At 64.2% G+C, this 22,730-nt stretch carries 24 protein-coding genes and 1 pseudogene; 7 read left to right on the forward strand and 18 right to left on the reverse strand.

The window, feature by feature from the left end; all coding sequences use genetic code 11:
* Positions 1-5: 5 nt before the first annotated feature.
* The 11 genes from M511_RS15155 to M511_RS15205 form a co-directional block, all read right to left on the reverse strand.
* Positions 6-710, reverse strand: a complete 705-nt coding sequence (locus tag M511_RS15155) for an outer membrane protein (protein ID WP_010398476.1) — start codon at positions 708-710, stop codon at positions 6-8.
* Positions 711-921: 211 nt separating this feature from the next.
* The gene (gene gyrB / locus M511_RS15160; protein ID WP_085502641.1) at positions 922-3,360 is read right to left on the reverse strand and encodes a DNA topoisomerase (ATP-hydrolyzing) subunit B; all 2,439 of its coding nucleotides are present in this window, start codon (positions 3,358-3,360) and stop codon (positions 922-924) included.
* A gap of 186 nt (positions 3,361-3,546) precedes the next feature.
* Positions 3,547-3,882: a DUF1491 family protein gene (locus M511_RS15165; protein ID WP_010398470.1), complete on the reverse strand. Its 336-nt coding sequence runs from the start codon at positions 3,880-3,882 to the stop codon at positions 3,547-3,549.
* Positions 3,875-4,786 carry a GTPase Era gene (era, locus tag M511_RS15170; RefSeq protein ID WP_010398468.1) on the reverse strand — a complete coding sequence of 304 codons (912 nt, stop codon included), beginning with the start codon at positions 4,784-4,786 and terminating at the stop codon, positions 3,875-3,877. The genes M511_RS15165 and era overlap by 8 nt, the downstream gene beginning before the upstream one ends.
* Complete coding sequence (gene rnc / locus M511_RS15175) at positions 4,783-5,472, reverse strand: ribonuclease III (RefSeq protein WP_010398466.1); 690 nt, start codon at positions 5,470-5,472, stop codon at positions 4,783-4,785. Before rnc ends, era begins: the two co-directional genes overlap by 4 nt.
* 43 nt (positions 5,473-5,515) lie before the next feature.
* Positions 5,516-6,307, reverse strand: coding sequence for a signal peptidase I (gene lepB, locus M511_RS15180; RefSeq protein ID WP_369750423.1), 792 nt, complete (start codon positions 6,305-6,307; stop codon positions 5,516-5,518).
* 58 nt (positions 6,308-6,365) lie between these two features.
* Entirely contained in the window at positions 6,366-6,785 is a 420-nt protein-coding gene (gene acpS / locus M511_RS15185; protein ID WP_010398461.1) for a holo-ACP synthase, read from the reverse strand.
* A gap of 27 nt (positions 6,786-6,812) precedes the next feature.
* Entirely contained in the window at positions 6,813-7,547 is a 735-nt protein-coding gene (locus tag M511_RS15190; protein ID WP_040602219.1) for a pyridoxine 5'-phosphate synthase, read from the reverse strand.
* 29 nt (positions 7,548-7,576) lie between these two features.
* Positions 7,577-8,398: a 4-(cytidine 5'-diphospho)-2-C-methyl-D-erythritol kinase gene (locus M511_RS15195; RefSeq protein WP_085502642.1), complete on the reverse strand. Its 822-nt coding sequence runs from the start codon at positions 8,396-8,398 to the stop codon at positions 7,577-7,579.
* Between the two features lie 2 nt (positions 8,399-8,400).
* Positions 8,401-10,239 (reverse strand): tetratricopeptide repeat protein, encoded by a 1,839-nt coding sequence (locus M511_RS15200; protein ID WP_085502643.1) that lies wholly within the window; start codon positions 10,237-10,239, stop codon positions 8,401-8,403.
* A gap of 94 nt (positions 10,240-10,333) precedes the next feature.
* Complete coding sequence (locus M511_RS15205; RefSeq protein ID WP_085502644.1) at positions 10,334-11,980, reverse strand: electron transfer flavoprotein-ubiquinone oxidoreductase; 1,647 nt, start codon at positions 11,978-11,980, stop codon at positions 10,334-10,336.
* A gap of 280 nt (positions 11,981-12,260) precedes the next feature.
* Here M511_RS15205 and greA point away from each other — a divergent pair, with 280 nt between their 5' ends.
* Both greA and M511_RS15215 read left to right on the forward strand, forming a co-directional pair.
* Positions 12,261-12,731, forward strand: a complete 471-nt coding sequence (gene greA, locus M511_RS15210; protein WP_010398449.1) for a transcription elongation factor GreA — start codon at positions 12,261-12,263, stop codon at positions 12,729-12,731.
* Between the two features lie 17 nt (positions 12,732-12,748).
* Positions 12,749-13,693: a hypothetical protein gene (locus M511_RS15215; RefSeq protein WP_085502645.1), complete on the forward strand. Its 945-nt coding sequence runs from the start codon at positions 12,749-12,751 to the stop codon at positions 13,691-13,693.
* Here M511_RS15215 and M511_RS15220 read toward each other — a convergent pair.
* Positions 13,690-14,277, reverse strand: coding sequence for a GNAT family N-acetyltransferase (locus tag M511_RS15220; protein ID WP_085502646.1), 588 nt, complete (start codon positions 14,275-14,277; stop codon positions 13,690-13,692). The two genes, M511_RS15215 and M511_RS15220, sit on opposite strands and share 4 nt — an antisense overlap.
* Positions 14,278-14,364: 87 nt before the next feature.
* Here M511_RS15220 and M511_RS15225 point away from each other — a divergent pair, with 87 nt between their 5' ends.
* Positions 14,365-15,141, forward strand: a complete 777-nt coding sequence (locus tag M511_RS15225) for an AzlC family ABC transporter permease (RefSeq protein WP_139824607.1) — start codon at positions 14,365-14,367, stop codon at positions 15,139-15,141.
* The gene (locus M511_RS15230) at positions 15,138-15,470 is read left to right on the forward strand and encodes an AzlD domain-containing protein (RefSeq protein ID WP_010398440.1); all 333 of its coding nucleotides are present in this window, start codon (positions 15,138-15,140) and stop codon (positions 15,468-15,470) included. The genes M511_RS15225 and M511_RS15230 overlap by 4 nt, the downstream gene beginning before the upstream one ends.
* Here M511_RS15230 and M511_RS15235 read toward each other — a convergent pair.
* The 4 genes from M511_RS15235 to M511_RS15250 all read right to left on the reverse strand — a co-directional run bounded on the left by M511_RS15235 (position 15,455) and on the right by M511_RS15250 (position 19,049).
* Positions 15,455-16,102 carry a hypothetical protein gene (locus M511_RS15235; RefSeq protein WP_010398437.1) on the reverse strand — a complete coding sequence of 216 codons (648 nt, stop codon included), beginning with the start codon at positions 16,100-16,102 and terminating at the stop codon, positions 15,455-15,457. The genes M511_RS15230 and M511_RS15235 overlap by 16 nt on opposite strands.
* 22 nt (positions 16,103-16,124) lie before the next feature.
* Positions 16,125-16,277 (reverse strand): aa3-type cytochrome c oxidase subunit IV, encoded by a 153-nt coding sequence (locus tag M511_RS15240; RefSeq protein ID WP_010398435.1) that lies wholly within the window; start codon positions 16,275-16,277, stop codon positions 16,125-16,127.
* Positions 16,278-16,338: 61 nt separating this feature from the next.
* Positions 16,339-17,361 carry an MBL fold metallo-hydrolase gene (locus M511_RS15245; protein ID WP_085502647.1) on the reverse strand — a complete coding sequence of 341 codons (1,023 nt, stop codon included), beginning with the start codon at positions 17,359-17,361 and terminating at the stop codon, positions 16,339-16,341.
* Positions 17,358-19,049 carry an acyl-CoA dehydrogenase family protein gene (locus M511_RS15250; protein ID WP_085502648.1) on the reverse strand — a complete coding sequence of 564 codons (1,692 nt, stop codon included), beginning with the start codon at positions 19,047-19,049 and terminating at the stop codon, positions 17,358-17,360. Before M511_RS15250 ends, M511_RS15245 begins: the two co-directional genes overlap by 4 nt.
* Positions 19,050-19,163: 114 nt before the next feature.
* On the opposite strand from M511_RS15250, the gene M511_RS15255 reads away from it, so the two are divergent.
* Both M511_RS15255 and M511_RS15260 read left to right on the forward strand, forming a co-directional pair.
* Positions 19,164-20,114 (forward strand): L-threonylcarbamoyladenylate synthase, encoded by a 951-nt coding sequence (locus M511_RS15255; RefSeq protein ID WP_085502649.1) that lies wholly within the window; start codon positions 19,164-19,166, stop codon positions 20,112-20,114.
* 34 nt (positions 20,115-20,148) lie between these two features.
* A pseudogene (locus M511_RS15260) lies at positions 20,149-20,936 on the forward strand (IS5 family transposase).
* Between the two features lie 22 nt (positions 20,937-20,958).
* Here the strand turns inward: M511_RS15260 and M511_RS15265 are convergent.
* Positions 20,959-21,531 carry a YqgE/AlgH family protein gene (locus M511_RS15265; RefSeq protein WP_010400511.1) on the reverse strand — a complete coding sequence of 191 codons (573 nt, stop codon included), beginning with the start codon at positions 21,529-21,531 and terminating at the stop codon, positions 20,959-20,961.
* Between the two features lie 118 nt (positions 21,532-21,649).
* Between M511_RS15265 and M511_RS15270 the strand changes: the two genes are divergently transcribed.
* Complete coding sequence (locus tag M511_RS15270; RefSeq protein ID WP_085502650.1) at positions 21,650-22,432, forward strand: protein-disulfide reductase DsbD domain-containing protein; 783 nt, start codon at positions 21,650-21,652, stop codon at positions 22,430-22,432.
* 15 nt (positions 22,433-22,447) lie between these two features.
* Here the strand turns inward: M511_RS15270 and M511_RS15275 are convergent, their stop codons facing one another.
* A complete protein-coding gene (locus M511_RS15275; protein WP_085502651.1) occupies positions 22,448-22,717 on the reverse strand; it encodes a hypothetical protein in 270 nt (89 codons plus the stop codon).
* Positions 22,718-22,730 lie beyond the last annotated feature (13 nt).

The following is a 22,730-nucleotide window of genomic DNA, read 5'->3' on the forward strand; positions in this document are numbered from 1 at the left end:
CCGGATCAGAACCGGAAGTTCAGACCCAGTTTGATGTTGTGATAATCAGGGGTCGCCCGGGTTTCATAAACACCGTCCGACAGGGTTTCCTTGCCGAAGTTGGCATATTCGTATTCGCCGGTCACCGACATACGTTCGTTGATCTTTTTCTCGGCGCCCAGGCCGACGATGTAGCCAGTCTTGGTATATTCGTCGCGGATATCCGCGCCGTTGCCGGTAACCGAATAATCGACCTTGGCGCGAGCCACGCCGGCGATCCCGTAGACCAGAATGTCGTTGTCGAGGACATAGCCGGTTTTCAGGCGCAGGGCGAGGACGTTCTTGATTTTCGATTCGGCGTCATAGCCGTCGGTCAGGAAGTCGTCCGAGATGTTGCCGCCCTCAAAGCCCAGTTCCGGGCCGATGACCCAGCGGTCACGCTGCCAGCGATAGCCCAGCCGGATGCCGGCATTCGCGCCGCTCAGTTCCAGCGTATTGGGGCTGACGCCGTTGACACCAACCTCATCATCGCCGCTGAAGGCATAACCCAGCGTCAGACCGGCGTAAGCGCCAGCCCAGTCACCAACCGGCTGAGCCTCGACCACCGGGGCGACCACGGGTTCCACCACCGGGGCAATAAAGCCGCCTGCCGTCGCGGTCAGGGTCGTGCCAAGGGACAGCAGGGCCGCGAGCGAGGCGGCGAGCGGGGCGTTCATACGAACAGCGCACATGTCCACATCTCCTATGCAAAACGATGCCAGGGAGTATCGCGCCCTAAACATCCTGAATTGAGTTTTAGCTACGCCTCCAGCCGGATGGCCGCAAGCGGCTGGTTGTTACGACGATCCTATACCAGCCAATGCGCGGCATGATAGCAACACTTAACCGGAGATTGAGTAAAAAAACAGCGATTCGCCTGACAGGACAAGACGATGACGCGGATCATATATCCAGATTTTCCACGCTCAGGGCATTTTGCTGGATGAAATCACGCCGCGGCTCGACCATATCACCCATGAGTTTGGTGAAGATATCGTCGGCCTCGCCCAGATCCTCGATTCGCACCTGCAACATGGTCCGCGCTGCCGGGTCCAATGTGGTTTCCCACAGCTGTTCGGGGTTCATTTCGCCCAGACCCTTGTAGCGCTGCAGCGACAGGCCTTTTTCCCCTTCAAGGAAGACCGCCTGCAACAGGCTCAGCGGGCCATGGATGGGAATATCCCGGTCCTTGCGGATCAGATGCGCTGTCGTGCCATAGATCTCGTGCAGCGTGTCGGTCATCGTGGCCAGACGCCTGCTTTCGGCGCTGCGCAGCATCGGGCCATCAAGGGTCCGGCTTTCCTCGACCCCGCGCAACAGGCGGGTCAGGCGGATACCAGCGTCCTGAGTCGGGCGGCCCGACCAGCCACGTTCATATTCCTCGGCGATCATATCAAGACGTGCGGCCACCGCGGTGGCGACGCCCTGTGCATCCGCATCGACCCGGCCCTGTACCAGGGCACCAGCAATCGCGGCCTGCTCGATGATATGCGCGGGGTAATGCGTCGGATAGGCGCGCAGGATGCGACGGGCGGTGCGCGCCTCTTCGACTACGCGGGCCAGGTCGGCCCCGGTGATCTGTTCGCCATTGCCAAGCCGCAGGCTTGCGCCCTCGATCCCCTGCTCGATCAGGTAATCCTCAAGCGCGGCCTCGTCCTTGAGATAGACCTCAGAGCGGCCGCGGCTGACCTTGTAAAGCGGCGGCTGCGCGATATAGAGATGCCCCGCCTCGATCAGTTCGGGCATCTGCCGGAAAAAGAAGGTCAGCAACAGCGTGCGGATATGTGCGCCGTCGACGTCGGCATCGGTCATGATGACGATCTTGTGGTAACGCAGCTTTTCAAGGTTGAATTCGTCGCGTCCGATGCCGGTGCCAAGCGCGGTGATCAGCGTGCCGATCTGGTCGCTGGACAGCATGCGGTCGAAACGCGCCCGCTCGACGTTCAGGATTTTCCCGCGCAGGGGCAGCACCGCCTGGTTCTGGCGTGAGCGGCCCTGCTTGGCCGAGCCACCGGCCGAGTCACCCTCGACGATGAACAGTTCGGACAGCGCCGGGTCCTTTTCCTGACAGTCGGCCAGCTTGCCGGGCAGGCTGGCGACGTCCATCGCGGTTTTGCGCCGGGTCAGTTCACGGGCACGGCGCGCTGCCTCGCGCGCAAGCGCCGCCTCGACGATCTTGCCGAGGATCTGTTTGGCTTCGGCGGGATTTTCCTCAAACCACTCGGCCAGTTTTTCGCCGAGCAGTCCCTCAACGGCGGGGCGCACCTCGGACGAGACCAGCTTATCCTTGGTCTGGCTGGAGAATTTCGGGTCAGGCACCTTGACCGACAACACGCAGGTCAGCCCTTCGCGGGCGTCGTCACCGGTGAAGTCGACTTTTTCCTTGCGGACCATGGCGTTCGACTGGGCATAATTGTTGATCACCCGGGTCAGCGCACCGCGAAAACCTGCCAGGTGGGTGCCGCCATCCCGCTGCGGGATGTTGTTGGTAAAAGGCAGCACCGTTTCGTGGTAGCTGTCGTTCCACCACATCGCCACTTCGATGCCGATGCCAGCGCGCTCACCCTGAATAAAGATCGGCTCGGGCATGATCGGCGTTTTCGAGCGGTCGATGAACTTGACGAATTCGCGCACGCCGCCTTCGTAGAACAGCTCGGTCCGCAGGGGTTCGGCGGGGCGGTCATCCTCGATGATGATGCGCACGCCTGAGTTCAGGAAAGCAAGCTCGCGCAGCCGGTTCTCAAGCACCTTGAAGCTGTAATCGCGGTTCGAGAAAGTCCCGTCCGGCCGGTCCTCTTTCGATGAGGCCAGAAAGCGGACCTCGGTCCCCTTTTCGCCTTCGGCGGCGTCGCCCACGACGCGCAGATGCTCGACGGTATCGCCGTTTTCGAACCGGGCGAAATGTTCCTTGCCGTTGCGCCAGATGCGCAGCTCAAGCCAGTCCGACAGTGCGTTGACGACCGAGACGCCGACCCCATGCAGACCGCCCGAGACCTTATAGCTGTTCTGGTCGAATTTCCCGCCGGCATGCAGTTGGGTCATGATGACCTCGGCTGCCGAGACGCCTTCGGTCGGGTGCATATCGACCGGGATGCCGCGGCCATTGTCCCGCACCGAGATGCTGCCGTCGGCGTGAATTTTCACCCGCACAAAGTCGGCATGACCGGCCAATGCCTCGTCAATGCCGTTATCGACGACCTCATAGACCATGTGATGCAGGCCAGAGCCGTCGTCGGTGTCACCGATATACATGCCGGGGCGCTTGCGCACCGCCTCCAGGCCCTTGAGAACCTTGATGGAATCTGCGCCGTAATCGGATGTCTGGGGGGCGGGTTCGGTCATTGTCTTCTTATCCTGCCTTGGACCCACATCTTATAGTATGCGCCGCGCGGATTGTCACGGCAATGCCACAAGATTTGGGGATTTTCCGCGTCTTTCGCGCCCTCTTGGCCTGCGCTGCCGCTGTTTCGGGGCCGTAAGGGGTAAAAGCGGGGCTTTTCAGGGCCGTGATACCGCCCGGGGCGGGGGTCATGTCAGCCCGGTTTCATCCAGCAAGGTGTGGCCATCGCGGCTTTCGATCTCGATCACCCACAGGTCGGGGTCGCGGGCGGCGTTGCGGGAGATTTCGGCATCGATTTCAGGCTCGGTGGCCTCGTTCAGCTGCGTCCACAGCCGCTCGTCCGTCTCATAGTTCCATTCGCGGGTCCATAGGCTGGCGCGCCCGTCCAGAGTGGCGCATTTCACCATCACCGCGCCGGCGGTGTCGTCGCCACGTCGGGTGATATAGGCGGGGATGGTCGCCAGTTCCAGCCGACGCAGATAGGCTGCCACCCAGATCCCGGTGGCCAGCCGGGCCTCAGGCATCGCCATCCCGGAAATCCAGGCCCATTTCGTTATAACGCTCGGCCTCGTCCAGCCAGTTCTCACGAACTTTGACCTGCAGGAACAGATGGACCGTGCGGCCCATGAATTCGGCAAGCTCGGCCCGTGCCGATTGGCCGATGGCCTTGATCGTTTCGCCGCCCTTGCCCAGAACGATGCCCTTGTGGCCGGGACGGGCGACATAGATCACCTGATCGACCCGCGCCGAGCCGTCCTTTTTCTCTTCCCAACGCTCGGTTTCGACGGTCAGTTGATAGGGAATTTCCTCATGCAGGCGCAGGGTCAGCTTTTCCCGGGTAATCTCGGCCGCGATCATGCGCATGGGCAGGTCGGCTACCTGATCCTCGGGGTAAAGCCACGGGCCCTGCGGTACCTCGCCCGCCAGCCAGTCCAGCAGATCGTCGCAGCCATGACCCTTTTCCGCCGAGATCATGAAGGTGCTGACAAAGTCGAAAGCGCCGTTCACCTCTTGCGCCAAAGCCAGCAGGGCCTCGGCCTTTACCCGGTCAATCTTGTTGATGACCAGTGCGACCGGGGTCTTGCCCGCGTGTTCGCGCAGCTGCTCAATGATCGCCTCAACGCCGGGGGTCAGGCCGCGATGCGCCTCGATAAGCAGCAAGACCACATCGGCATCGGCCGCGCCGCCCCAGGCGGCCGCAACCATCGAGCGGTCAAGCCGCCGCCGCGGACGAAAGATGCCGGGCGTATCGACAAAGACGATCTGGCTGTCGCCGCGCATGGCGATCCCGCGAATGCGGGCGCGGGTGGTCTGGACCTTGTGGGTAACGATCGAGACCTTGGCCCCGACCATCTGGTTCAGCAAAGTTGATTTGCCGGCATTCGGTTCGCCGATCAGGGCGACGAAGCCCGCGCGCGTTTCGCTCATGTCGTTCTTTCAATCTGTTCCAGCATCGCACCGGCGGCTGCCTGTTCGATGCTGCGTTTGGTGCCCTTGCCACGGGCCGCCGCCTCGCGGCCATCGTCCAGCCGGACAGTGATTTCAAACTCTGGCGCATGGTCGGGGCCGCTGCGCGATGTCTGGATATAGCGCGGCGGGCTCATCCCATGGGCCTGCGCCCATTCCTGCAGTGCGGTCTTGGCGTCGCGGGCATCCGTCTCGACATTGGCAAGGCGGTTGGCCCAAAGCCGCAGGACCACGTTGCGTGCTGCCTCAAAGCCCGCGTCCAGATAGACGGCGGCGATCACCGCCTCCATCGCATCGGCCAGCAGCGCCTCTTTGCGGCGGCCGCCCGACATCATTTCGGACCGGCCGAGTTTCAGCACCTCACCCAGCCCGATCTGGCGGGCGACGGCGGCGCAGGTTTCACCTTTGACGAGCGCGTTGTAGCGCGGCGCAAGCTGACCCTCGGTCGCGCCGCGGTCGGCATCAAACAGTGCCTCGGCGATGGTCAGGCCCAGAACGCGGTCGCCCAGAAACTCCAGCCGCTGGTTGTCGGGCCGCGCGGCGCTGGCGATCGAGCCGTGGGTCAGCGCGTGCCGCAAAAGATCGGGGCGCGAAAATTCATGCCCCAGCCGTTCCGAGAATGCGCGCAGGTCTGCCGATATCTTCATGCTCCGATCTTGCCACGGCGTGGGGCGCCGCAGCAATCTTTCCCTAGTCCACCGCCTTGAAGAAACGGTCGGCCCGCCAGGTCCAGAAATACAACAGCGATTTGCCCGCCGACGAGAATACGATCCGGTCGGCCCGCCCGATCAGATATTCCGCAGGCACCATGCCGACGCCGCCCACAGCTGCCGGCCAGCGCGAGTCGCCCGAGTTGTCGCGGTTATCGCCAAGGAAGAAGTAGTTGCCCTCGGGCACGGTGAATTCGGCCGTATTATCGCCCGGGCCGTTATCAAAGATGTTCAGCACGTCATGGGCGACGCCGTTTGGCAACGTCTCGGTATAGCGGTCCTTTTCGCAGGCGCCGCCTTCGGGCACCGGCTCGTTGCGGCACTTGGGCAGGGTCTGCTGCGGGCCCTGAGGCTCATAGGGTTCGGTAAAAGTGCCGGCGGGCTGCTGGGGCACCTCTTGGCCGTTGATCCACAGAACGCCGTTCCTGATCTGGATGCGGTCGCCGGGCAGGCCGATCACCCGCTTGATAAAGTCGTCGCCGCGCGTCGGATGGCGAAAGACCACCACATCGCCGCGCTCGGGCTCTGAACCGAGGATACGCCCCGAGATCGGGCACATCGAAAACGGGCAGGACACCCGCGAATAGCCATAGGCCATCTTGTTCACAAAGAGGAAATCACCGATCAGCAGCGTGTCTTTCATGCTGCCCGAGGGAATCCAGAAGGGCTGGAAGAACAGGGTGCGGAACACCCCCGCAATCACCAGCGCCCAGAAGATGGTCTTGATGGTTTCCCAGATGCCCCCATCCTTGCGGGCTTCGCTCTTGGCCATGTCTGCCATTCCCTTCATCGGCAAGTCGCGCGTTCATGGGGTGCAGGCGGCTGCAAAGTCAACCCGTGGCGGGCTTCACGCTGTCGGGAAGCGCCTCGATCACCACGAAAGCCTGCGCCCAGGGGTGGTCATCGGTCAGCGTCACATGCACATGCGCGTGATGGCCGGGCGGGGTCATCGCGGCCAGCCGCTCGGCCGCCCAGCCGGTCAGCTCCATCGTCGGCTGGCCGGTCCGCAGGTTTCTGACCGCCATGTCCCGCCAGGAAATCCCCATGGCGAGCCCGGTTCCCAGCGCCTTTGAGCAGGCTTCCTTGGCGGCCCAGCGTTTTGCAAGCGTCGCTGCCTCATGTCGGCGGCGGCTGGCAAGCGCCAGTTCCCTGTCGGTAAACACGCGGCGGCGAAAGCGGTCGCCGTGGCGCTCAAGCACCCCGGCGATGCGGTCGATGTTGCAAAGATCCGAGCCTATGCCAAGAATCATGCGCCTGATAGCTCCTTCTTGGGCGTGTCAGCCGCGCGCAGCGTCCATGCGCTCGCGCATTTCACGGATCGCCTGACCAAGACCCAGAAAGACCGATTCGGCGATCAGGAAATGGCCGATGTTCAGTTCGCGCAGTTCGGGGATCGCGGCGATCGGGCCGACAGTGTCAAAGGTCAGGCCGTGGCCGGCATGAACCTCAAGCCCCAGCCCGTGGGCTTGCACCGCCGCCTTACGCAGAGCCTCAAGCTCTTGATCGCGCTCGCTCAGCCGGCCTTCGGTATCATAGTCGCAATAGGCACCCGTGTGCAGCTCCACGACTGCTGCGCCGATGCGGGCGGCGGCCTCGATCTGCGCGGGCTCATGCCCGATGAACAGCGAAACGCGGCAGCCGGCATCGCGCAAGGGGGCGATGAAATCGGCAAGGCAGGCCTCGTTTCCGGCCACATCGAGCCCGCCCTCGGTAGTGCGCTCTTCGCGTTTTTCGGGGACGATGCAGACGGCATGGGGACGGTGGCGCAGCGCGATGGCCTGCATTTCCGCAGTAGCCGCCATCTCAAGGTTCAGCGGCAGGCTCAGCGTTTCCATCAGCCGGTCGATATCTGTGTCCGAGATATGACGCCGGTCCTCGCGCAGATGGGCGGTGATACCGTCGGCGCCGGCCTTCTCGGCCAGCCTCGCGGCCCGGACCGGATCGGGCCAGGGCGTGCCGCGGGCGTTGCGGATGGTGGCGACGTGGTCGATGTTGACGCCAAGGCGCAGCATGATGTTCCCCTTGTGGATTTTACGGCAGGTTAGACCTTTGCCGGCGCAAGTCCAGACGCGGCCACCCACCAGTCAGGATTCGTCCCCAAGATGCGGTCGCGGGCAGCCTTTGCATCGGCGGCGCTGGCGAACAGGCCAAAGCAGGTCGCGCCCGATCCCGACATGCGGGCAAGCAGTGCGTCGGTGTCACGGATCGCGGCCAGACAATTCGCAATCCTGGGCATAAGCGCGATGGCCGGAGCTTCCAGATCATTGCGGCAGTCGCGCAGAAAATCGACCAGCGCCTCAGCATTGGTGAAATCGGGCAGATGCTTGGGCATGGGCGGGTTGTCCCGTTGCCCAAGCGCCTTGAATACGGCGGGGGTGGACATGGCCGCGCCGGGATTTACCAGCACCACATGCAGGGGGGGCAAGGCAGGCAGCGGTGTCAGGATCTCGCCAAGGCCCTGCATCCGCACCGGACGGCTGGCAAGACAGGCGGGAACGTCGGCGCCCAGCATCTCCAGTCGCTCGGGCCGGGCATCGAGCGCGCGCAGCACGGCCGCCGCATCAGCCGAGCCGCCGCCGATGCCCGAGGCGACGGGCAGGTTCTTTTCCAGCGTGATCCGCGCCTCGCGTCCAGCCAGTCGCGCGGCGCGCAGGCAAAGGTTGTCCGGTTCGGCCGCAAGACCCTGCGCAAAGGGGCCGGTCAGACTGAGCGACAGCGGACCCGGAGCGACCGTGACCACATCGCCCAACTCAAGAAACACCACCAGCGAATCAAGCAGGTGATAACCGTCCGGGCGGCGTCCGGTGACATGCAGGGTCAGGTTCAGCTTGGCGGGGGCCGCCTCGCGCCGGGTCAGGGGCATGGTCACTCGGCCCGGGTCGGTTCCGGCGGGGCATGAACTTCGGGCAGCTTGCCGCCGTTGGCCTTTTCCTCTTCGAGCACGGCGTCAAGGCCGCGTTCCAGCTTGGCGCGGATGCGGCGGGCCTCGTCCTCGGTCTCGGGCTTCAGCGACAGGGCGCGGCGCCACTGGATCTCGGCCTCGCGGTGACGGCCGGCCATCCAGTAAATGTCGCCCATATGGTCGTTGACCAGCGCATCGCTGGCCATGGCCGCAACCGCCCGCTCCATCGGTGCGACGGCCTCTTGATAGCGGCCAAGGCGGAAATAGGCCCAGGCCAGCGAATCAAGGATATAGCCGTCAGTAGGCCGCAGATCGACCGCGCGCTGGATCAGTTTGAGCGCCTCTTCCAGTTTTTCGTTACGATCGACGAGGCTGTAGCCCAGATAGTTCAGCACCTGCGCCGAATCAGGACGAATTTTCAGTGCGGCGCGGAAATCGGCCTCGGCTTTGGTGAACTGGCCCGAGCGTTCCAGCGCGATGCCACGCGCATAAAGCGGGAACCAGCGTGCCTCGGGGTTGTCCTCGCCCAGAAGGCTGAGCGCCTTGTCATAGGCCGGGATGGCCTGACTGAACTTGTCCTGCTGGCGCAGGATGTCACCAAGCGCGATCCAGCCCTGAGCCAGCTCGGGATGGGTGGCGGTCAGCGCCAGAGTTGCTTTTTCAGCATCGGCCAGCCGGTCGGCGCGGGCCAGCGCGTCGATGCGCGACAGTTCGGCGATTGGGCGCATTTCGCCCTGTTCGCGCAGCTCTTCGAATTCGCGTTCGGCAAGGTCAAACTGGCCGAATCCTTGCAAAAGCTGGGCGGCAAGCAACCGTGCCTCGCCCAGATCGGGGGCAAGATATTCGGCCAGCCGGGCATGGATCAGCGCCAGCGGGTCAGGCTCATCGCTGCTGGCCAGAACCGAGCCGAAGGTCAGAAAGACCTGCGCGATCCCGTCCGCCGGGGTGCGCACTGATTCAAAGGGCAGCGTCTCGCCCTTGGCCAACCGGTCGCGCAGCGCCACGAGATAGGGCTCTTCGGCAAAGCCGGGGGTTTCCTCAAGCATGGCGATGGCGTCGCGGTTGCGTTCCAGCTGCGACAGCACCTGCGCATGCGCGATGATGCCCAGAATATGGGCGCCGGTCGCGGGATCAGCCAGCAGCAGCTCGGCCCCTTCAAAGTCGCCGACCTGCGCCTTGGCCAACGCCAGATGGTAGTTCACCATCGAAGCTGCGCCGCGCAGCTTGGTCAGCTGCTTGAACTCGGTCAGCGATTCGCCGGCGCGGCCGGAACCAAGCTGCGCCCAGGCGTGCATCAGCCCATCGACGAGCACGGTGCCGTCGGACGTATCGCCTCCACGGGACGCGGGCACATCCCCGATGGCCGAGACAAGTGCGTCCCAGCGCCCGGTGCGCGCCATTTCGGTGCGCTGGACCAGCTTGGCCAGATCGGTGGCGCGGCCCTGATCGGACATGGTGACGGCAAGCGCAGTGGCCCGCTCCATCTCGCCGGTCGAGATCAGCGCGACTAGGGCGCTGTCCTGCAGATAGGGGTCGCTGTCTGCATGGGCCAGTGCCTGCAGGTAATAGTCGGCGGCGGTGGAAAAGTCGTTCTGGATCGCGGCCATGCGCGCCGCCAGATAGGGACCGGCCAGCCCGCGAATTTCAGGCGCGGGGGGCTCGGGGCGGTGGGCCGGCCGCTCACTGTCCGGCGCGGCGGGGGCTTCGGCCTGAGCAAGCAGGGGGGCAGCCATGGCGGCGCCCTGAGGCAGCGGCGCGGTGGTCAGCGCGATCAGCGCCAGCGGGATCAGTCTTGTGGTCACGGCTTGGGCCCATGTCTAGGCAGTTTGCGCTGAACCCTAGCCGCCGCAGCGTCGATGGGCAACGCTGCGGCAGGCATGTCGCACCTATGTGCGATCACATATTCGGGTAGTTTGGTCCGTCGCCGCCTTGTGGTGTTGTCCAGTTGATGTTCTGGCTGGGGTCCTTGATGTCGCAGGTCTTGCAGTGGACGCAGTTCTGGAAGTTGATCTGGAAGCGCGGCCCTTCTGGCCCATCAAGCACCTCATAGACCCCGGCCGGGCAATAGCGTTGCGCCGGCTCGGCATAAAGCGGCAGGTTCACCGCAATCGGTACCGAGGGGTCCTTGAGCTTCAGGTGACAGGGCTGGCTTTCCTCGTGGTTGGTAAAGGAAAACGCCACGTTGGTCAGCCGGTCAAAGGACAGCTTCCCGTCAGGCCTGGGATATTCGATGGGCTGGAAATCGGCCGCCTTGCCGGTTGCCTCGGCATCCGTCTTGCCGTGTTTCCAGGTGCCAAGGGGGTTCCAGCCGGTCAGGTTTGCCACCCACATGTCAAAGCCGCCAAGCGCAAGGCTGGCCCAAAGGCCCAGTTTCGACCAGATCGGCTTGACGTTGCGCACCGGCTTGAGGTCGCGGGCGATGGGACCCGAACGGACGTCGGCCTCATATTCGGCAAGCTCGTCGCCCGCGCGGCCCGCGGCGATGGCGGCGGCTGCGGCCTCGGCTGCGGCGATGCCCGACAGCATGGCGTTGTGGTTGCCCTTGATGCGCGGCACGTTCACCAGACCGGCCGAACAGCCAAGCAGAGCCGCCCCCGGGACAGTCAGTTTCGGGATCGACTGCCAGCCGCCCTCGGAAATCGCGCGGGCACCATAGGCGACGCGCTTGCCGCCTTCGAGCAGGTCAGCGACCAGCGGATGATGCTTGAAGCGCTGGAACTCCATATAAGGATAAAGGTGCGGGTTGGCGTAGTTCAGGTGGACGACAAAGCCGACAAGCACCTGATTACCCTCAAGGTGATAGATGAAGCTGCCGCCGCCTGCGTTTTTGCCCAGCGGCCAGCCCATCGTGTGGGTGACCTTGCCCGGCCTGGCCTTGGAGGGCTCGATCTCCCAGATCTCTTTCATGCCGATGCCGAATTTCTGCGGCTCATGCCCGGCAGAGAGGCTGTATTTATTGATCAGCTCCTTGGCGAGACTGCCGCGCACGCCCTCGGCGATCAGCACATATTTGCCGCGCAGTTCCATGCCGGGCTCATAGGACGGGCCGGGGGTGCCGTCGGCCTCAAGCCCCATTTCACCCGCAACGACGCCGACGACGCGGTCGCCCTCATAGACCAGTTGCGAACAGGCCATGCCGGGGAAGATCTCGACCTCCAGCGCTTCGGCCTGTTCGGCAAGCCAGCGGCAGACATTGCCCATCGAAACGATATATTTGCCGTGGTTGTTCATCAGGGGCGGCATCGGCCAGTTCGGAACCCGCACCTGGCCCTGTTCGCCAAGGATATAGAAGTTATCCTCGATGACCTCGGTCGAGATCGGAGCACCTTTTTCGCGCCAGTCGGGGATCAGCCGGTCCAGCCCCGAGGGGTCCAGCACCGCACCCGACAGAATATGTGCCCCGATCTCGGACCCCTTCTCAAGCAGCACCACCGACAGTTCGGGGTTGATCTGCTTCAGCCGGATCGCAGCAGAAAGGCCGGCAGGCCCACCGCCAACGATAACGACATCATATTCCATCGACTCGCGGACGATTTCAGACATGGCTCGGCCCCTCAGTTATCCCTGGCTCGTGAATCTGCGTTGCACACCTAGCGCGTAATAATCTTGCGGGCAATCGTAACGCGACGCAGCATAATCAAACTGCGACCTCTTCTTAGGCGGCCTCTTGCAGAGTACTGGCGGCGGGGCTTGCAAGAAAGATCGGAACGATACACGATGCCGGCGGATTTTTCAGCGGGCGCCCTCGGCCAAAGGCCGGGGGCGTTCCAACACCTTGTTTCGCGTTGACTGGGGTCGCCTGGCTGCGACCGGAAGGACTGGAATGGAAAAGATACCGATGACCCGCGCGGGCTATGACCAGCTGGATGAGGAACTGCGCGAATTGCGCTCGGTTCAGCGTCCTGCGGTGATCCGCGCCATCGCCGAGGCCCGGGAGCATGGCGATCTGTCGGAAAACGCCGAATACCATGCAGCGCGCGAAAAGCAGAGCTTTGTCGAAGGCCGTATCAAAGAGCTTGAGGTGATCCTGTCGCGGGCCGAGGTCATCGACCCCTCAAAGCTGAGCGGCAGCATCAAGTTCGGTGCGACCGTCACGCTGCTTGACGAGGACACCGAAGAAGAGCGCACCTATCAGGTCGTCGGCGAGGCCGAGGCGGATCTGGAGCGCGGCCTTTTGAACATCCGCTCGCCCTTGGCCCGTGCCCTGATCGGCAAGGAAGAGGGCGACAGCGTCGAGGTGGTGACCCCTGGCGGTGAGAAATCCTATGAGATCATTTCGGTCCGTTATGTCTGACCGGTGGGGCGGGGCGCATGGATTCGCTTGACGCTCTGCGCCGGGTCGCGGTCGAACAGGCCCGCAACCGCGTGCTGATCGCCGGTGCGGCGGCAAGTGTTGCATGGCTGGCCTTGGCTGGGCTTTTCGCGCTGATCGGCTCCGATTCTGAAGGCGGCGCGGGCTGGCCGGTCTGGCTGGTCGGTCTGCTTTTGCCGCTGGCGTTGATCTGGCTGGCGGTCTGGTCGGCACGCAGCCTTCTGGCGCTGCGCCACGAGGCCGAAGAGCTGCGCACCATCCTGGCCCGCATGCAGGGTCAGGACCCGTCAGACCTCGGCATCCCCGCCGATCGCCATGATGCCGAGCCGCGCCGGACCCCACGCCGCAGCGCCGTCCCACCCGCGCCGCGCCCGGCAGCGGATGCGCGCCAGGCCTCGCTGGAGCTTGATTCGCCCCCCGCGACCGAATTGACCGCGACCGAACTTTTCTACGCCCTGAATTTTCCTGACGGCCCCGAGGACCGCGAGGCGATTCGCAGCCTGCGCCTGGCGCTTGCTGATCCCGGGATGGCCCGGCTGATCCGCGCCGCACAGGATGTCGTCACGCTGCTGGCCGGTCAGGGCGTTTATATGGATGAGCTTGAACTGGCCGAGGCCGACCCCGCCCTGTGGCGCCGTTTTGCCGAGGGCGCACGCGGAGAGGCGGTGGCTGAGCTGGCTACGATCCGTGATGAGACCGCGCTTGCCACCGCCGGTACCATGCTGCGCAGCGACGAAGTCTTTCGCGATGTGGCCCATCACTTTCTGCGCCATTTCGACCGCCTGTTAAGCCGTAAGGTTCAGGACAGCGATCCGCAGCTGTTGGCGGCGCTGGCTGAAAGCCGCTCGGGCCGGGCCTTTACGCTGCTTGCGCAAGTAACCGGTATGCTGGGCCGGGACGAGAGTGCGGAAGAGGCACAGGCCGAAGCCGAAGGCGACGCCTAGACGGCCATCCGTAGAACATGGGCAGGGGCCGACCATGGCCAGCCCAGTCTTTCCCGCCCGAGGTGCCGAAACCCCATCGCCTGCCATGCAGCCAGTGCGGCGTGGTTCCGGGCATGAACCTCGGCCCTCAGGGCAGGATACCCAAATTCGCGAGCATGGGCGGCAGCGGCTTTGACCAAAGCGCGGGCGATGCCGCGCCGCCGCCACTCTGGCCGCACCGCGACCCCGTCCAGCACCAGATCCGTCGTCTCACCCCCGCCAAGATACAGTGCTGTCGTCAGATGCCGCAGTCGTCCGCCAAACGGACCCCATGCGGCAACAAAGCCTCCGGCGTCCGGGCTGAGGAAGCCGCCATTCGCATCGCGCAGTCCCGCGACCCCGACAAGGCGACCCGCCGGGGACAGGGCGACAAGCGCCTGTCCGGGCCGCATGGCGGTACGGATCAGCGCAACGCCCTGTCGCGCCCGGGCAGGCAGGGGCGAGATCTGCGCACCGAAATGACGCCAGTAGAGCGCCGCCACAGCGCCCTGCAATTCATCGGGGATGCCGCGCAAGATACGGGGTGGGGTCAGTGGTCCGGGCATTCGGGTCCTGATTTTCGGTCCTTGTATCGGCTCGCGGTTTTGGCGAAGGTGCGGCCAGCCATAACGTTATCTCGAGCCAGTTTCATCATGTCCGCGCAAGCCGAACTTGCGGCCAGTCCCAATCTGTCCCCCGAACAGAGCCGCGCCCTGCAGCGCAGCCCCGCACAATGCGTGCGCCACGGGTTTTTGCAGGCGCTGCCCTTTATCCTTGTGCTTATGCCTTTTGGCATGCTTTTCGGCGTCGTCGCATCTGAGGCGGGGCTGGATCTGGCACAGACCGTCGGCTTTACGGTGCTGGTACTGGCCGGGGCCTCGCAGTTCACTGCCGTCCAGTTGCTGACCGATCATGCGCCGGTGCTGGTCATCATCGTGTCGGCCATCGCGGTCAATCTGCGCATGGCGATGTATTCGGCTTCGCTTGTGCCATGGCTGGGCGCGGCGCGGCCGCGTGACCGGGCGTGGATCGCCTATGCGCTGATCGACCAAAGCTATGCGCTGTCGATCCAGCATTACGAAAAGCACCCGCGGCTGAGCATTGATCAGCGTGTCGGCTATTTCCTTGGCTCGGTGCTGGCAACCTGCCCGGTATGGGTGGTGGCGATGCTGCTGGGCTTTTGGCTGGGCAAATCCATCCCCGAGGACTGGGCGCTGGATTTCGCCATGCCGATCACCTTTCTGGCGCTGATCTCGCCCATGCTGCGCACCCCCGCCCATGTCGCGGCGGCGCTGGTTGCCGTTGTGGGTTCGCTGATCTTTGCCTTCCTGCCCTCAGGGCTGGGGCTGTTCGTTGCGGCACCGCTTGCCATGATCACCGGCGCCGTGGTCGAGGCGCTTATGGAGCGCAGAAACGGAGCGCGCCTGTGACCGGCTACAGTGACTCGACGATCTGGCTGATCATTGTGGCGGTGGGGCTGGGGACCTATGGGCTGCGCTGGTCCTTTCTGGGTATCTTTGGCAGCCGGCCGATGCCGATCTGGGCCCAGCGGATGCTGCGTTATACGGCGGTGGGCGTGCTGCCGGCTATTGTCGCGCCACTGGTCGTCTGGCCTGCGGCGACGCATGGCGAACCCGACCCCGCGCGGATGATTGCGGCGGTTGCAGCCGTGGCGGTAGGGGTGCTGACGCGCAACGTGCTGGCGGCCATCCTTGCCGGGATGACCGTCCTTTACACCGCGCTTTATTTCATGGCGTGAAGCTGGCCGTCCTTGCCATAACCGGCGATTACGCCGCTTTTCTGGCGCAAAAGCACGTCATGGTTATTGGCCGGATCGCCGTCCATATGGCGTTTTGAGGTGACGCCGGGCAGGGTCAGGAACCAGTTGCGCAGCTTGGTCACCGAAAAGCCGGTCGGTGCGCCCTCAAAGCCCGGAACGCGGCGCAATGCCTGACCGGTGTTGACGGCGCAGAAGCTTTTGTTCGCGGCACCCTGCTGCTCGACCGAGCGGATCGCGGCATCGGCGATGGCCAGCGGTACCTGCACCGTGTCCTCGGCCACCCAATAGGTCGAGCGGGCGTGGTAATCGATATAGAAATTCTTGAAGTTCGGGGTGATCCCGTACAGCACGTCATGGCGTTCGGGGATCGCAGGGTGTTCCCAGCTGCCGGCGGGGTCATAGATCACCCGCTGGCTGCCGTTGATCATCAGCGCGGAATGCCCGCCCTCGCCACGCGGGATGCCGATGACGCTGAACAGCGTGATCGAAGGAGGCTCATTCGAGACATAGCGGGCGCGCCGGACGGCTTCGTCGCTGGCCCATTTGTTGTCGGCTCCGCAGGCCGCAAGCACGGCTGGCAGCCCCAGCGCAAGGAAGGCACGCCTTTGCATGTTCGATTTTCCCCGGTCAGGTTCAGGCGTTGGTCAGCGCCAGGAACACCAGCACGACAATGGCCAGGGCACCAACCCAGGTCGAAGCCTTGATGAAGCCGGCAAAGGTCGCCTGCTGATGACGGATGTCCATTTCGCCGTGTTTGTGATCGGTGATTTCGTGATGCGAGGCCATGATCCTGTCCGTGAACGATACGATGCGTCTGGCGCAGGGATAGCGCAAGGTCGAGGCCGTGTCACGCCCCCCAGAGCACCGCTCCGCCCTCAGTCTTGCCCACCGGCCACACCCGGCCTGTGGCATGCAGGTGGTTGATGTGTCCGACTGCCTCGGCCAGTGCCAGGCCGAATTCGGGCTTGGCGATCAGGCGGCGATAGAGCAGGGGAAAGCACCCCACCACGGTCAGCGGCTCGTGCTGCAGTCCCTCGACCAGACGGTCAAGCGCGGCGCGCTGATTCTCGGCCAGCTGGCGCAGCCGGGTCGGCAGCCCGCGATAAGGCAACTTGTGGCCGGGCAGAATCAGCTGGTCAGGCCGGGCGAACTGCGCCAGCCGGTCGCAGCTTTCCAGCCAGTCGCCGACGGTATCGGCCTCGGGCTCGGTCGGATAGACGCCGAGATTGGGCGAGATGGTCGCCAGCATCTGATCTCCGCCGATCACCAGATCGTCGTTGAGCGACCATAGCGTGACATGTTCGGGCGCGTGGCCGTGCCCCATGCGTACCACCCAGCGCCGCCCGCCAAAGGCGATCTCCTGTCCCTCGTGCAGGCGGCGATAGCCGGGGGGCAGGGGCGCGCAGACATCGGCGCTGTTAAAGGGACGTTCGTGGCTGCGTTCCTCGATCAGTTCGGGTGGCATACCTGCGCGGCGCCAAAAGGCGATGGCCTGCGGGGTCGGGCGCTCTTGCACGTCAAGAATGCCCATGCGCGCGGTCAGCCATGCCGTGCGCGAGGTCCACAGCTCGGCCCCCTGTGAAAGAAACCACCCGGCAAGGCCGATATGGTCGATGTGGTGATGGGTAGCGATCAGCCGGCGCACCGGTGCCCCGGCAAGCGGCCCTTGCAGGATGCCTTGCCAGATTGCGCGCGTCCGCCGGGTATCCAGACCCGTATCCACCACCGTCCAGCCATCCGCATCGTGAAAGGCATAGACATTCACTGTATCGGGCTTGAATGGCAGGGGCAGCTGTAACCAGAACGCACCCGGGGCGATTTCATGCGCCTCGCCCTCGGGTGGGGGATTATGTGTCTCGCTGCGTATCACCCGGCCATCTGGCCTGACAGGGCTGCGTCGTCAAGCGCCTCAAGGTCCGAGACACCGGCGCGGGCGGCGGCCAGATCGGCAGAAAACTGCGGCAGGATGCGGGTGATATAGATGCGGGCCAGAGGCTTGTTGCCGCCCTGGGTCGCCGCGCGCAGGTGGTAATGCGCGCCAAGCACCCTGGCAAAGGCCGAAAGATAAGGCACCGCGCCGGCGAAACGGTCGGCCATATCGAGACCCAGCAGCTCTTGCGTCGCTTCGCGCAGGGTTTCGGCGGCCTGCCAGACCTGATTGGCCAGATCCGGTTCGGCTGGCTGCGCGGCCTTTGCCCCATCAAGGATCTCGTCCAGCAGCGCCATTGCCGCCGCTCCGCCGTCCGACAGTTTGCGGCCGACCAGATCCATGGCCTGAATGCCGTTCGTGCCTTCGTAGATCGCGGTGATGCGGACGTCGCGCAGATATTGGGCCGCGCCGGTTTCCTCGATAAAGCCCATGCCGCCATGAACCTGTACCGCGGTATCGGCAATGCGAATGCCGACATCGGTGCCATGGGCTTTGGCGATCGGGGTCAGAAAGGCCGCGCGCGCGGCCCATTCCTCTTGCCCAGTGGCGCGCGCCATATCCAGCGCCACCGCGCAGCCAAGACAGATCGCGCGGGCGGCAAAGATCTCGGCGCGCGAGGTGGCAAGCATCCGGCGCACATCGGGATGGCGGATGATCGGACCCATCTGCACCCGCTCGGCGGCATAGGCTGTGGCCTGCTGCAAGGCGGCCTCGGCCTGTGCGACGCCCTGCACGCCGACGCCCAGCCGGGCGGCGTTCATCATCGTGAACATGGCGGCCATGCCCTTGTGTTCTTCGCCCACGAGCCAGCCTTTCGCGCCCTCAAAGCTCATCACGCAGGTCGGGCTGCCGTGGATGCCCAGCTTGTGTTCAAGGCTGACGGTGCGCAGATCGTTCGCAACGCCCGGATTGCCGTTTTCGTCGGGGATGAGTTTCGGTACCATGAACAGGCTGATGCCGCGTGTACCCGGCCCGCCGTCGGGCAGTCGGGCAAGGACCAGGTGGCAGACATTCTCGGTCACATCGCTGTCGCCCCAGGTGATAAAGATTTTTTGCCCGGTGATACGATAGGTGCCGTCTTCGGCGCGTTCGGCGCGGGTGGTCAGGGCGCCAACATCCGAACCGGCCTGAGGCTCGGTCAGGTTCATCGTTCCCGACCATTCGCCCGAGATCAGCCGCGGCAGGTAAAGCGCCTTAAGCTCATCACTGCCGTGGTGTTCCAGCGCCTCGATCTGGCCCTGCGTCAGCAGCGGGTTCAGTTGCAGCGCAAGACAGCCCGAAGCGACCATCTCGTTTACCGCCATGTTCAGCGATTGCGGCAGGCCCATGCCGCCATATTCGGGGTTGGCGGCAAGGCCGATCCAGCCGCCCTCGGCCAGCGCGCGAAATGCCTCGGCATAGCCGGGCGAAGAGCGCAGCTTGCCGTTTTCAAGCCGGGCAGGGGTCAGGTCGCCCGCGCGGTTCACCGGTGCGATTACCTCGGTCGCAAGCTTGCCCGCCTCGGTCAGGATCGCGGTCGCGGTCTCGGCTGTTGCTTCGGCAAAGCGTGTGGTGGCGGACAGGTCCGGAAAGGACACGATCCTGTTCAGGATGAACTCGATCTGTTCGACCGGGGCTTGATAGGCCATCCGCGCTGTCTCCCTCTGGCGCCTTGGCAAACCCTGTTGCGGCGCGTAACTGATCCTTTGGGTCTCGATCATATTTGTGGGCCCACGCCCATCAACCACAACCCGACGTAACGAATGCATACCGAGATACTAGGTCATGACCTTCGGGGGCTGCGCGCCGCGGCCGAACTGCTGGCGCGGGGCGAACTGGTCGCCATCCCGACCGAGACGGTCTATGGCCTTGCCGGCGATGCGCGCAACCCCCTTGCCGTTGCGCGTATTTATGAGGCCAAGGGCCGTCCGTCCTTTAATCCGCTGATCGTCCATCTGCCGGATCTTGCTGCGGCCGGACGTATCGCGGTCCTTGGACCCGAGGCACTGGCGTTGGCGCACAGGTTCTGGCCGGGCGCGCTGACGCTGGTGCTGCCGCTGCGCGAAGATTCGGGCATCGCCTCGCTTGTCACGGCAGGGCTCAGCACCGTGGCGATTCGCGTGCCCGCCCATCCAGCGGCGCAAGAGCTGTTGCGTACGTTTGACGGACCCTTGGCCGCGCCCTCTGCCAATCCCTCGGGCCGGGTCAGCCCGACCACGGCGGCACATGTCGCTGATCCTGACACCGGGCTTGGCGGGCGTATCGCGGCGGTGCTGGATGCCGGGGCCTGTCCGGTGGGAGTCGAATCGACCATCGTTGGCTGGACCGAAGGCCGCGCGGCCCTGCTGCGCCCCGGAGGCGTTGCCGCCGAAGAGATCGAGGCCGTGCTGGGTCAGCCCCTGTTGCACCCCGTCGCCAATCCCGATGCGCCGAATGCGCCGGGGCAACTGACCAGCCATTATGCCCCGCGCGCCAGCCTGCGGCTGAACGCCGACAAGGCCTTGCCGGGTGAGCTTTTGATCGGCTTCGGGTCAGTAACGGGCGAGATGACGCTAAGCGAAAGCGGTGATCTGACCGAGGCGGCCGCACGGCTTTTCGATCTTTTGCGCCGCGCGGATGAGGCAGGCCGCCCTCTTGCCGTCGCGCCGGTGCCCGAGCATGGGTTGGGCGCGGCGATCAATGATCGCCTGCGCCGCGCCGCGGCACCGCGCTAGACCTGATCGCCATTCAAGGTTCATAAATCGGCTGATGAGTGCTTCACAGGCCTCCGTGTTGAGCACGGAGGCCTGTGAAGCGGAGACGAAACGATATGAGCTGAGCGACGGACAGTGGGACAGGATCGCATCGCTGCTTGCTGGCAAAGCTGGCGATCCCGGCCGGACCGGGGCTGACAGCCGGATATTCATCAATGGCTGGCCGTGGGTTTTGCGCTTTGGCACCCATTGGCGCGACCTGCCGGACCGCTACGGCAAATGGACGACGGTGCATAAGCGCTTCAGCCGCTGGCGCCATGCCGGTATTCGGGTGCAGGTCTTCGAGACGCTGACGGCATCAGTATCTGATGATCGACTGCGCGATTGTGCGTGTTCATCAGCAGGCGGCATCTGGAAAGGGGGGCAGGGATCAGGCGCCGGGGCGTTCCCGAGGCGGGCTGACCATCAGGATCCACATGCTGGCCGATGCTCTGGGCAGACCGTTGCGGTTCATCATAACGGCCGGCCAGGTCGGCGAGATTACGCAGGCCTCGTCCCTTCCGCAGGGACAGAGCGGTGATGTCGTGCTGGCCGATAAAGCCTACAGCAACGCCTGGCGGCAAATCATTGCCAGCATCGGAGCCGAAGCGGTCATCCCGTCAAACGGCTTGCGTAAAATCATCATTCCGCACGATGAGCGCGCCTGTGCGCATCGCAACCACATCGGACGTTGCTTCAGCCAGATGAAGCACTTCCGCCGCTTCGCCACTCGATACGACCGAAGAGCCGTTCACCTTCCGGGGCTTCGTTTATCTCGTTGCCGCTATGCCCCGGATGCGGTGAATGTCCGATCCGGCCTAGCTCGTCAGGCGTGGCCGGCGTCGGGCGACAGCATCAGGGGGTCAATCCCCAGCGACTTCATCGCCGCGCGCCATTTGCCGGAATTGTCGGTGCCAAAGATGATCTCATCCCCCCGGTCCGAGGTCAGCCAGCCGTTCTGGCGGATCTCGGAATCAAGCTGCCCCGGCCCCCATCCGGCATAGCCAAGCGCCAGCACCGCCGGTTGCGGGCCGTGCCCGTGAGCGTAATCTTCGAGGATGTCGCGCGTGGTGGACATGGCAAGATCGTCGGTGATGCGCATGCGGTTTTCGGCCAGGTCGATGTCGCGGGGCACGCGATGCAACACGAATCCGCGCCCCGGCTCGACCGGGCCGCCAAAGCGGACGGGAATATCCACCGCGTTTTCATCAGCCTGAATGCCAAGCTGTTCCAGAAGGTCGGAAAAGCCGATCTCGGGCAGCGGGCGGTTGACGACCAGCCCCATGGCGCCTTCCTCGGAATGGGCGCAGATCAGGATCACCGACTGCTCAAAGCGCGGATCGCGCATGCCGGGCATGGCGATCAGCATCTTGCCGGTCAGGTTGCTGGATTTATCCATGATCTGCTCCGTGTTTGTTGTTTGTTTCCTCTCAAGATCGGCCTTGCGACATGTTTTCGCAAGAGATTGCCGTCATTGTGACTTCACGCCCGGGCAAGGGGACGGCTAAAACGACGCCATGAGGATGATCGCCCTGCTTTTTCTGACCGTCGCGCCGGCCATGGCACAGGACCTGCCGCCCGGGCTTGTCTCGGCCGAGATGATGCCCGGCTGGGTCACGCCCGAAGGCAATCGCATCACCGCTTTGCATCTGCGGCTTGAGCCGGGCTGGAAGACCTATTGGCGCAGCCCCGGCGATGCTGGCGTGCCGCCGCGCTTTGACTGGGCTGGTTCGCAAAATCTGGGCGAGGTCCGGTTGCTTTGGCCCCGTCCCGAGGTGATCGAATCCGAGGGAGAGCGTACGCTGGGCTATCGGGAAGAGCTGATCTTGCCGATCGAGATCACCCCCGCCCGCCCCGGCGCCCCGGTTGAGCCGATGGCCGAGGTCGATTTCGGCATCTGTCAGGACATTTGCGTGCCTGCACAGGTCAAGTTGCAGGCAGGTGCCCCCGCCGCGACCCCCGATCCGCTGATCAAACAGGCCATGGAAATGCGCCCCGAGATCTCGGACCGGCAGCCCGACTGCCGCATTGTCGAGATCCGCGACGGCATGCAGGTCACTGCCACCCTGCCAGCCGAGGACAGCGCCCGCGGCGACAAGGTCGCGATGGAGCTGACGGACGACGAGGTCTGGGTCTCGACCCCTGAAATTGGCGGAAAGGATGGGCGGCTGACGGCGCAGGCCGATTTCGTCGCTGCCTCGGGCAAACCCTTTGCACTGGACCCCGCCACGCTGAGGCTGACTCTGATCGGCCCCGATGATGCGGTCGAGTTCCGGGGCTGCCGCGGGGTCGCGGACTAACCCTTACCGGCGGCTTCAGCTAAGAGCTTCGACGCTGACCAGTTTGATGCTGCCGTCGAATGGTGCGATATACGCGCAAATATTATCGCTGAATTCGTCGATCAGGTTCAGCCCTTCAGGGTCGTAATCGTTCTCGGCGATCAATCTTAGCACGCCGTCCGCGAATGTGCAGACGACGTTGTGCTCATGCGGATAGTTGCTACGGAACTCTTGGGTGATGTCGCCCGCTGCCCCGGGCCCCGCAGCGGCGGGAACACCATGACATTCCAAAGTGATACGATACATGTGTCGATGCTCC

This window comes from Paracoccus sp. J56, assembly GCF_019633685.1.
In the GTDB taxonomy this organism is placed as follows: Bacteria; Pseudomonadota; Alphaproteobacteria; order Rhodobacterales; family Rhodobacteraceae; genus Paracoccus; species Paracoccus kondratievae.

Coding starts and splice junctions, on each gene's coding strand:
- M511_RS15265 (WP_010400511.1), bottom strand. CDS start 21,531: ATGGATAAATCCAGCAACCTGACCGGCAAGATGCTGATCGCCATGCCC.
- M511_RS15235 (WP_010398437.1), bottom strand. CDS start 16,102: ATGCAAAGGCGTGCCTTCCTTGCGCTGGGGCTGCCAGCCGTGCTTGCG.
- M511_RS15215 (WP_085502645.1), top strand. CDS start 12,749: ATGGATTCGCTTGACGCTCTGCGCCGGGTCGCGGTCGAACAGGCCCGC.
- lepB (WP_369750423.1), bottom strand. CDS start 6,307: ATGGCCAAGAGCGAAGCCCGCAAGGATGGGGGCATCTGGGAAACCATC.
- M511_RS15195 (WP_085502642.1), bottom strand. CDS start 8,398: ATGCCCCTGACCCGGCGCGAGGCGGCCCCCGCCAAGCTGAACCTGACC.
- M511_RS15190 (WP_040602219.1), bottom strand. CDS start 7,547: ATGCTGCGCCTTGGCGTCAACATCGACCACGTCGCCACCATCCGCAAC.
- M511_RS15205 (WP_085502644.1), bottom strand. CDS start 11,980: ATGTCTGAAATCGTCCGCGAGTCGATGGAATATGATGTCGTTATCGTT.
- M511_RS15270 (WP_085502650.1), top strand. CDS start 21,650: ATGAGGATGATCGCCCTGCTTTTTCTGACCGTCGCGCCGGCCATGGCA.
- M511_RS15165 (WP_010398470.1), bottom strand. CDS start 3,882: ATGCCTGAGGCCCGGCTGGCCACCGGGATCTGGGTGGCAGCCTATCTG.
- M511_RS15220 (WP_085502646.1), bottom strand. CDS start 14,277: ATGCCCGGACCACTGACCCCACCCCGTATCTTGCGCGGCATCCCCGAT.
- M511_RS15255 (WP_085502649.1), top strand. CDS start 19,164: ATGCATACCGAGATACTAGGTCATGACCTTCGGGGGCTGCGCGCCGCG.
- M511_RS15240 (WP_010398435.1), bottom strand. CDS start 16,277: ATGGCCTCGCATCACGAAATCACCGATCACAAACACGGCGAAATGGAC.
- gyrB (WP_085502641.1), bottom strand. CDS start 3,360: ATGACCGAACCCGCCCCCCAGACATCCGATTACGGCGCAGATTCCATC.
- greA (WP_010398449.1), top strand. CDS start 12,261: ATGGAAAAGATACCGATGACCCGCGCGGGCTATGACCAGCTGGATGAG.
- acpS (WP_010398461.1), bottom strand. CDS start 6,785: ATGATTCTTGGCATAGGCTCGGATCTTTGCAACATCGACCGCATCGCC.
- rnc (WP_010398466.1), bottom strand. CDS start 5,472: ATGAAGATATCGGCAGACCTGCGCGCATTCTCGGAACGGCTGGGGCAT.
- M511_RS15275 (WP_085502651.1), bottom strand. CDS start 22,717: ATGTATCGTATCACTTTGGAATGTCATGGTGTTCCCGCCGCTGCGGGG.
- M511_RS15225 (WP_139824607.1), top strand. CDS start 14,365: ATGTCCGCGCAAGCCGAACTTGCGGCCAGTCCCAATCTGTCCCCCGAA.
- M511_RS15250 (WP_085502648.1), bottom strand. CDS start 19,049: ATGGCCTATCAAGCCCCGGTCGAACAGATCGAGTTCATCCTGAACAGG.
- era (WP_010398468.1), bottom strand. CDS start 4,786: ATGAGCGAAACGCGCGCGGGCTTCGTCGCCCTGATCGGCGAACCGAAT.
- M511_RS15155 (WP_010398476.1), bottom strand. CDS start 710: ATGTGCGCTGTTCGTATGAACGCCCCGCTCGCCGCCTCGCTCGCGGCC.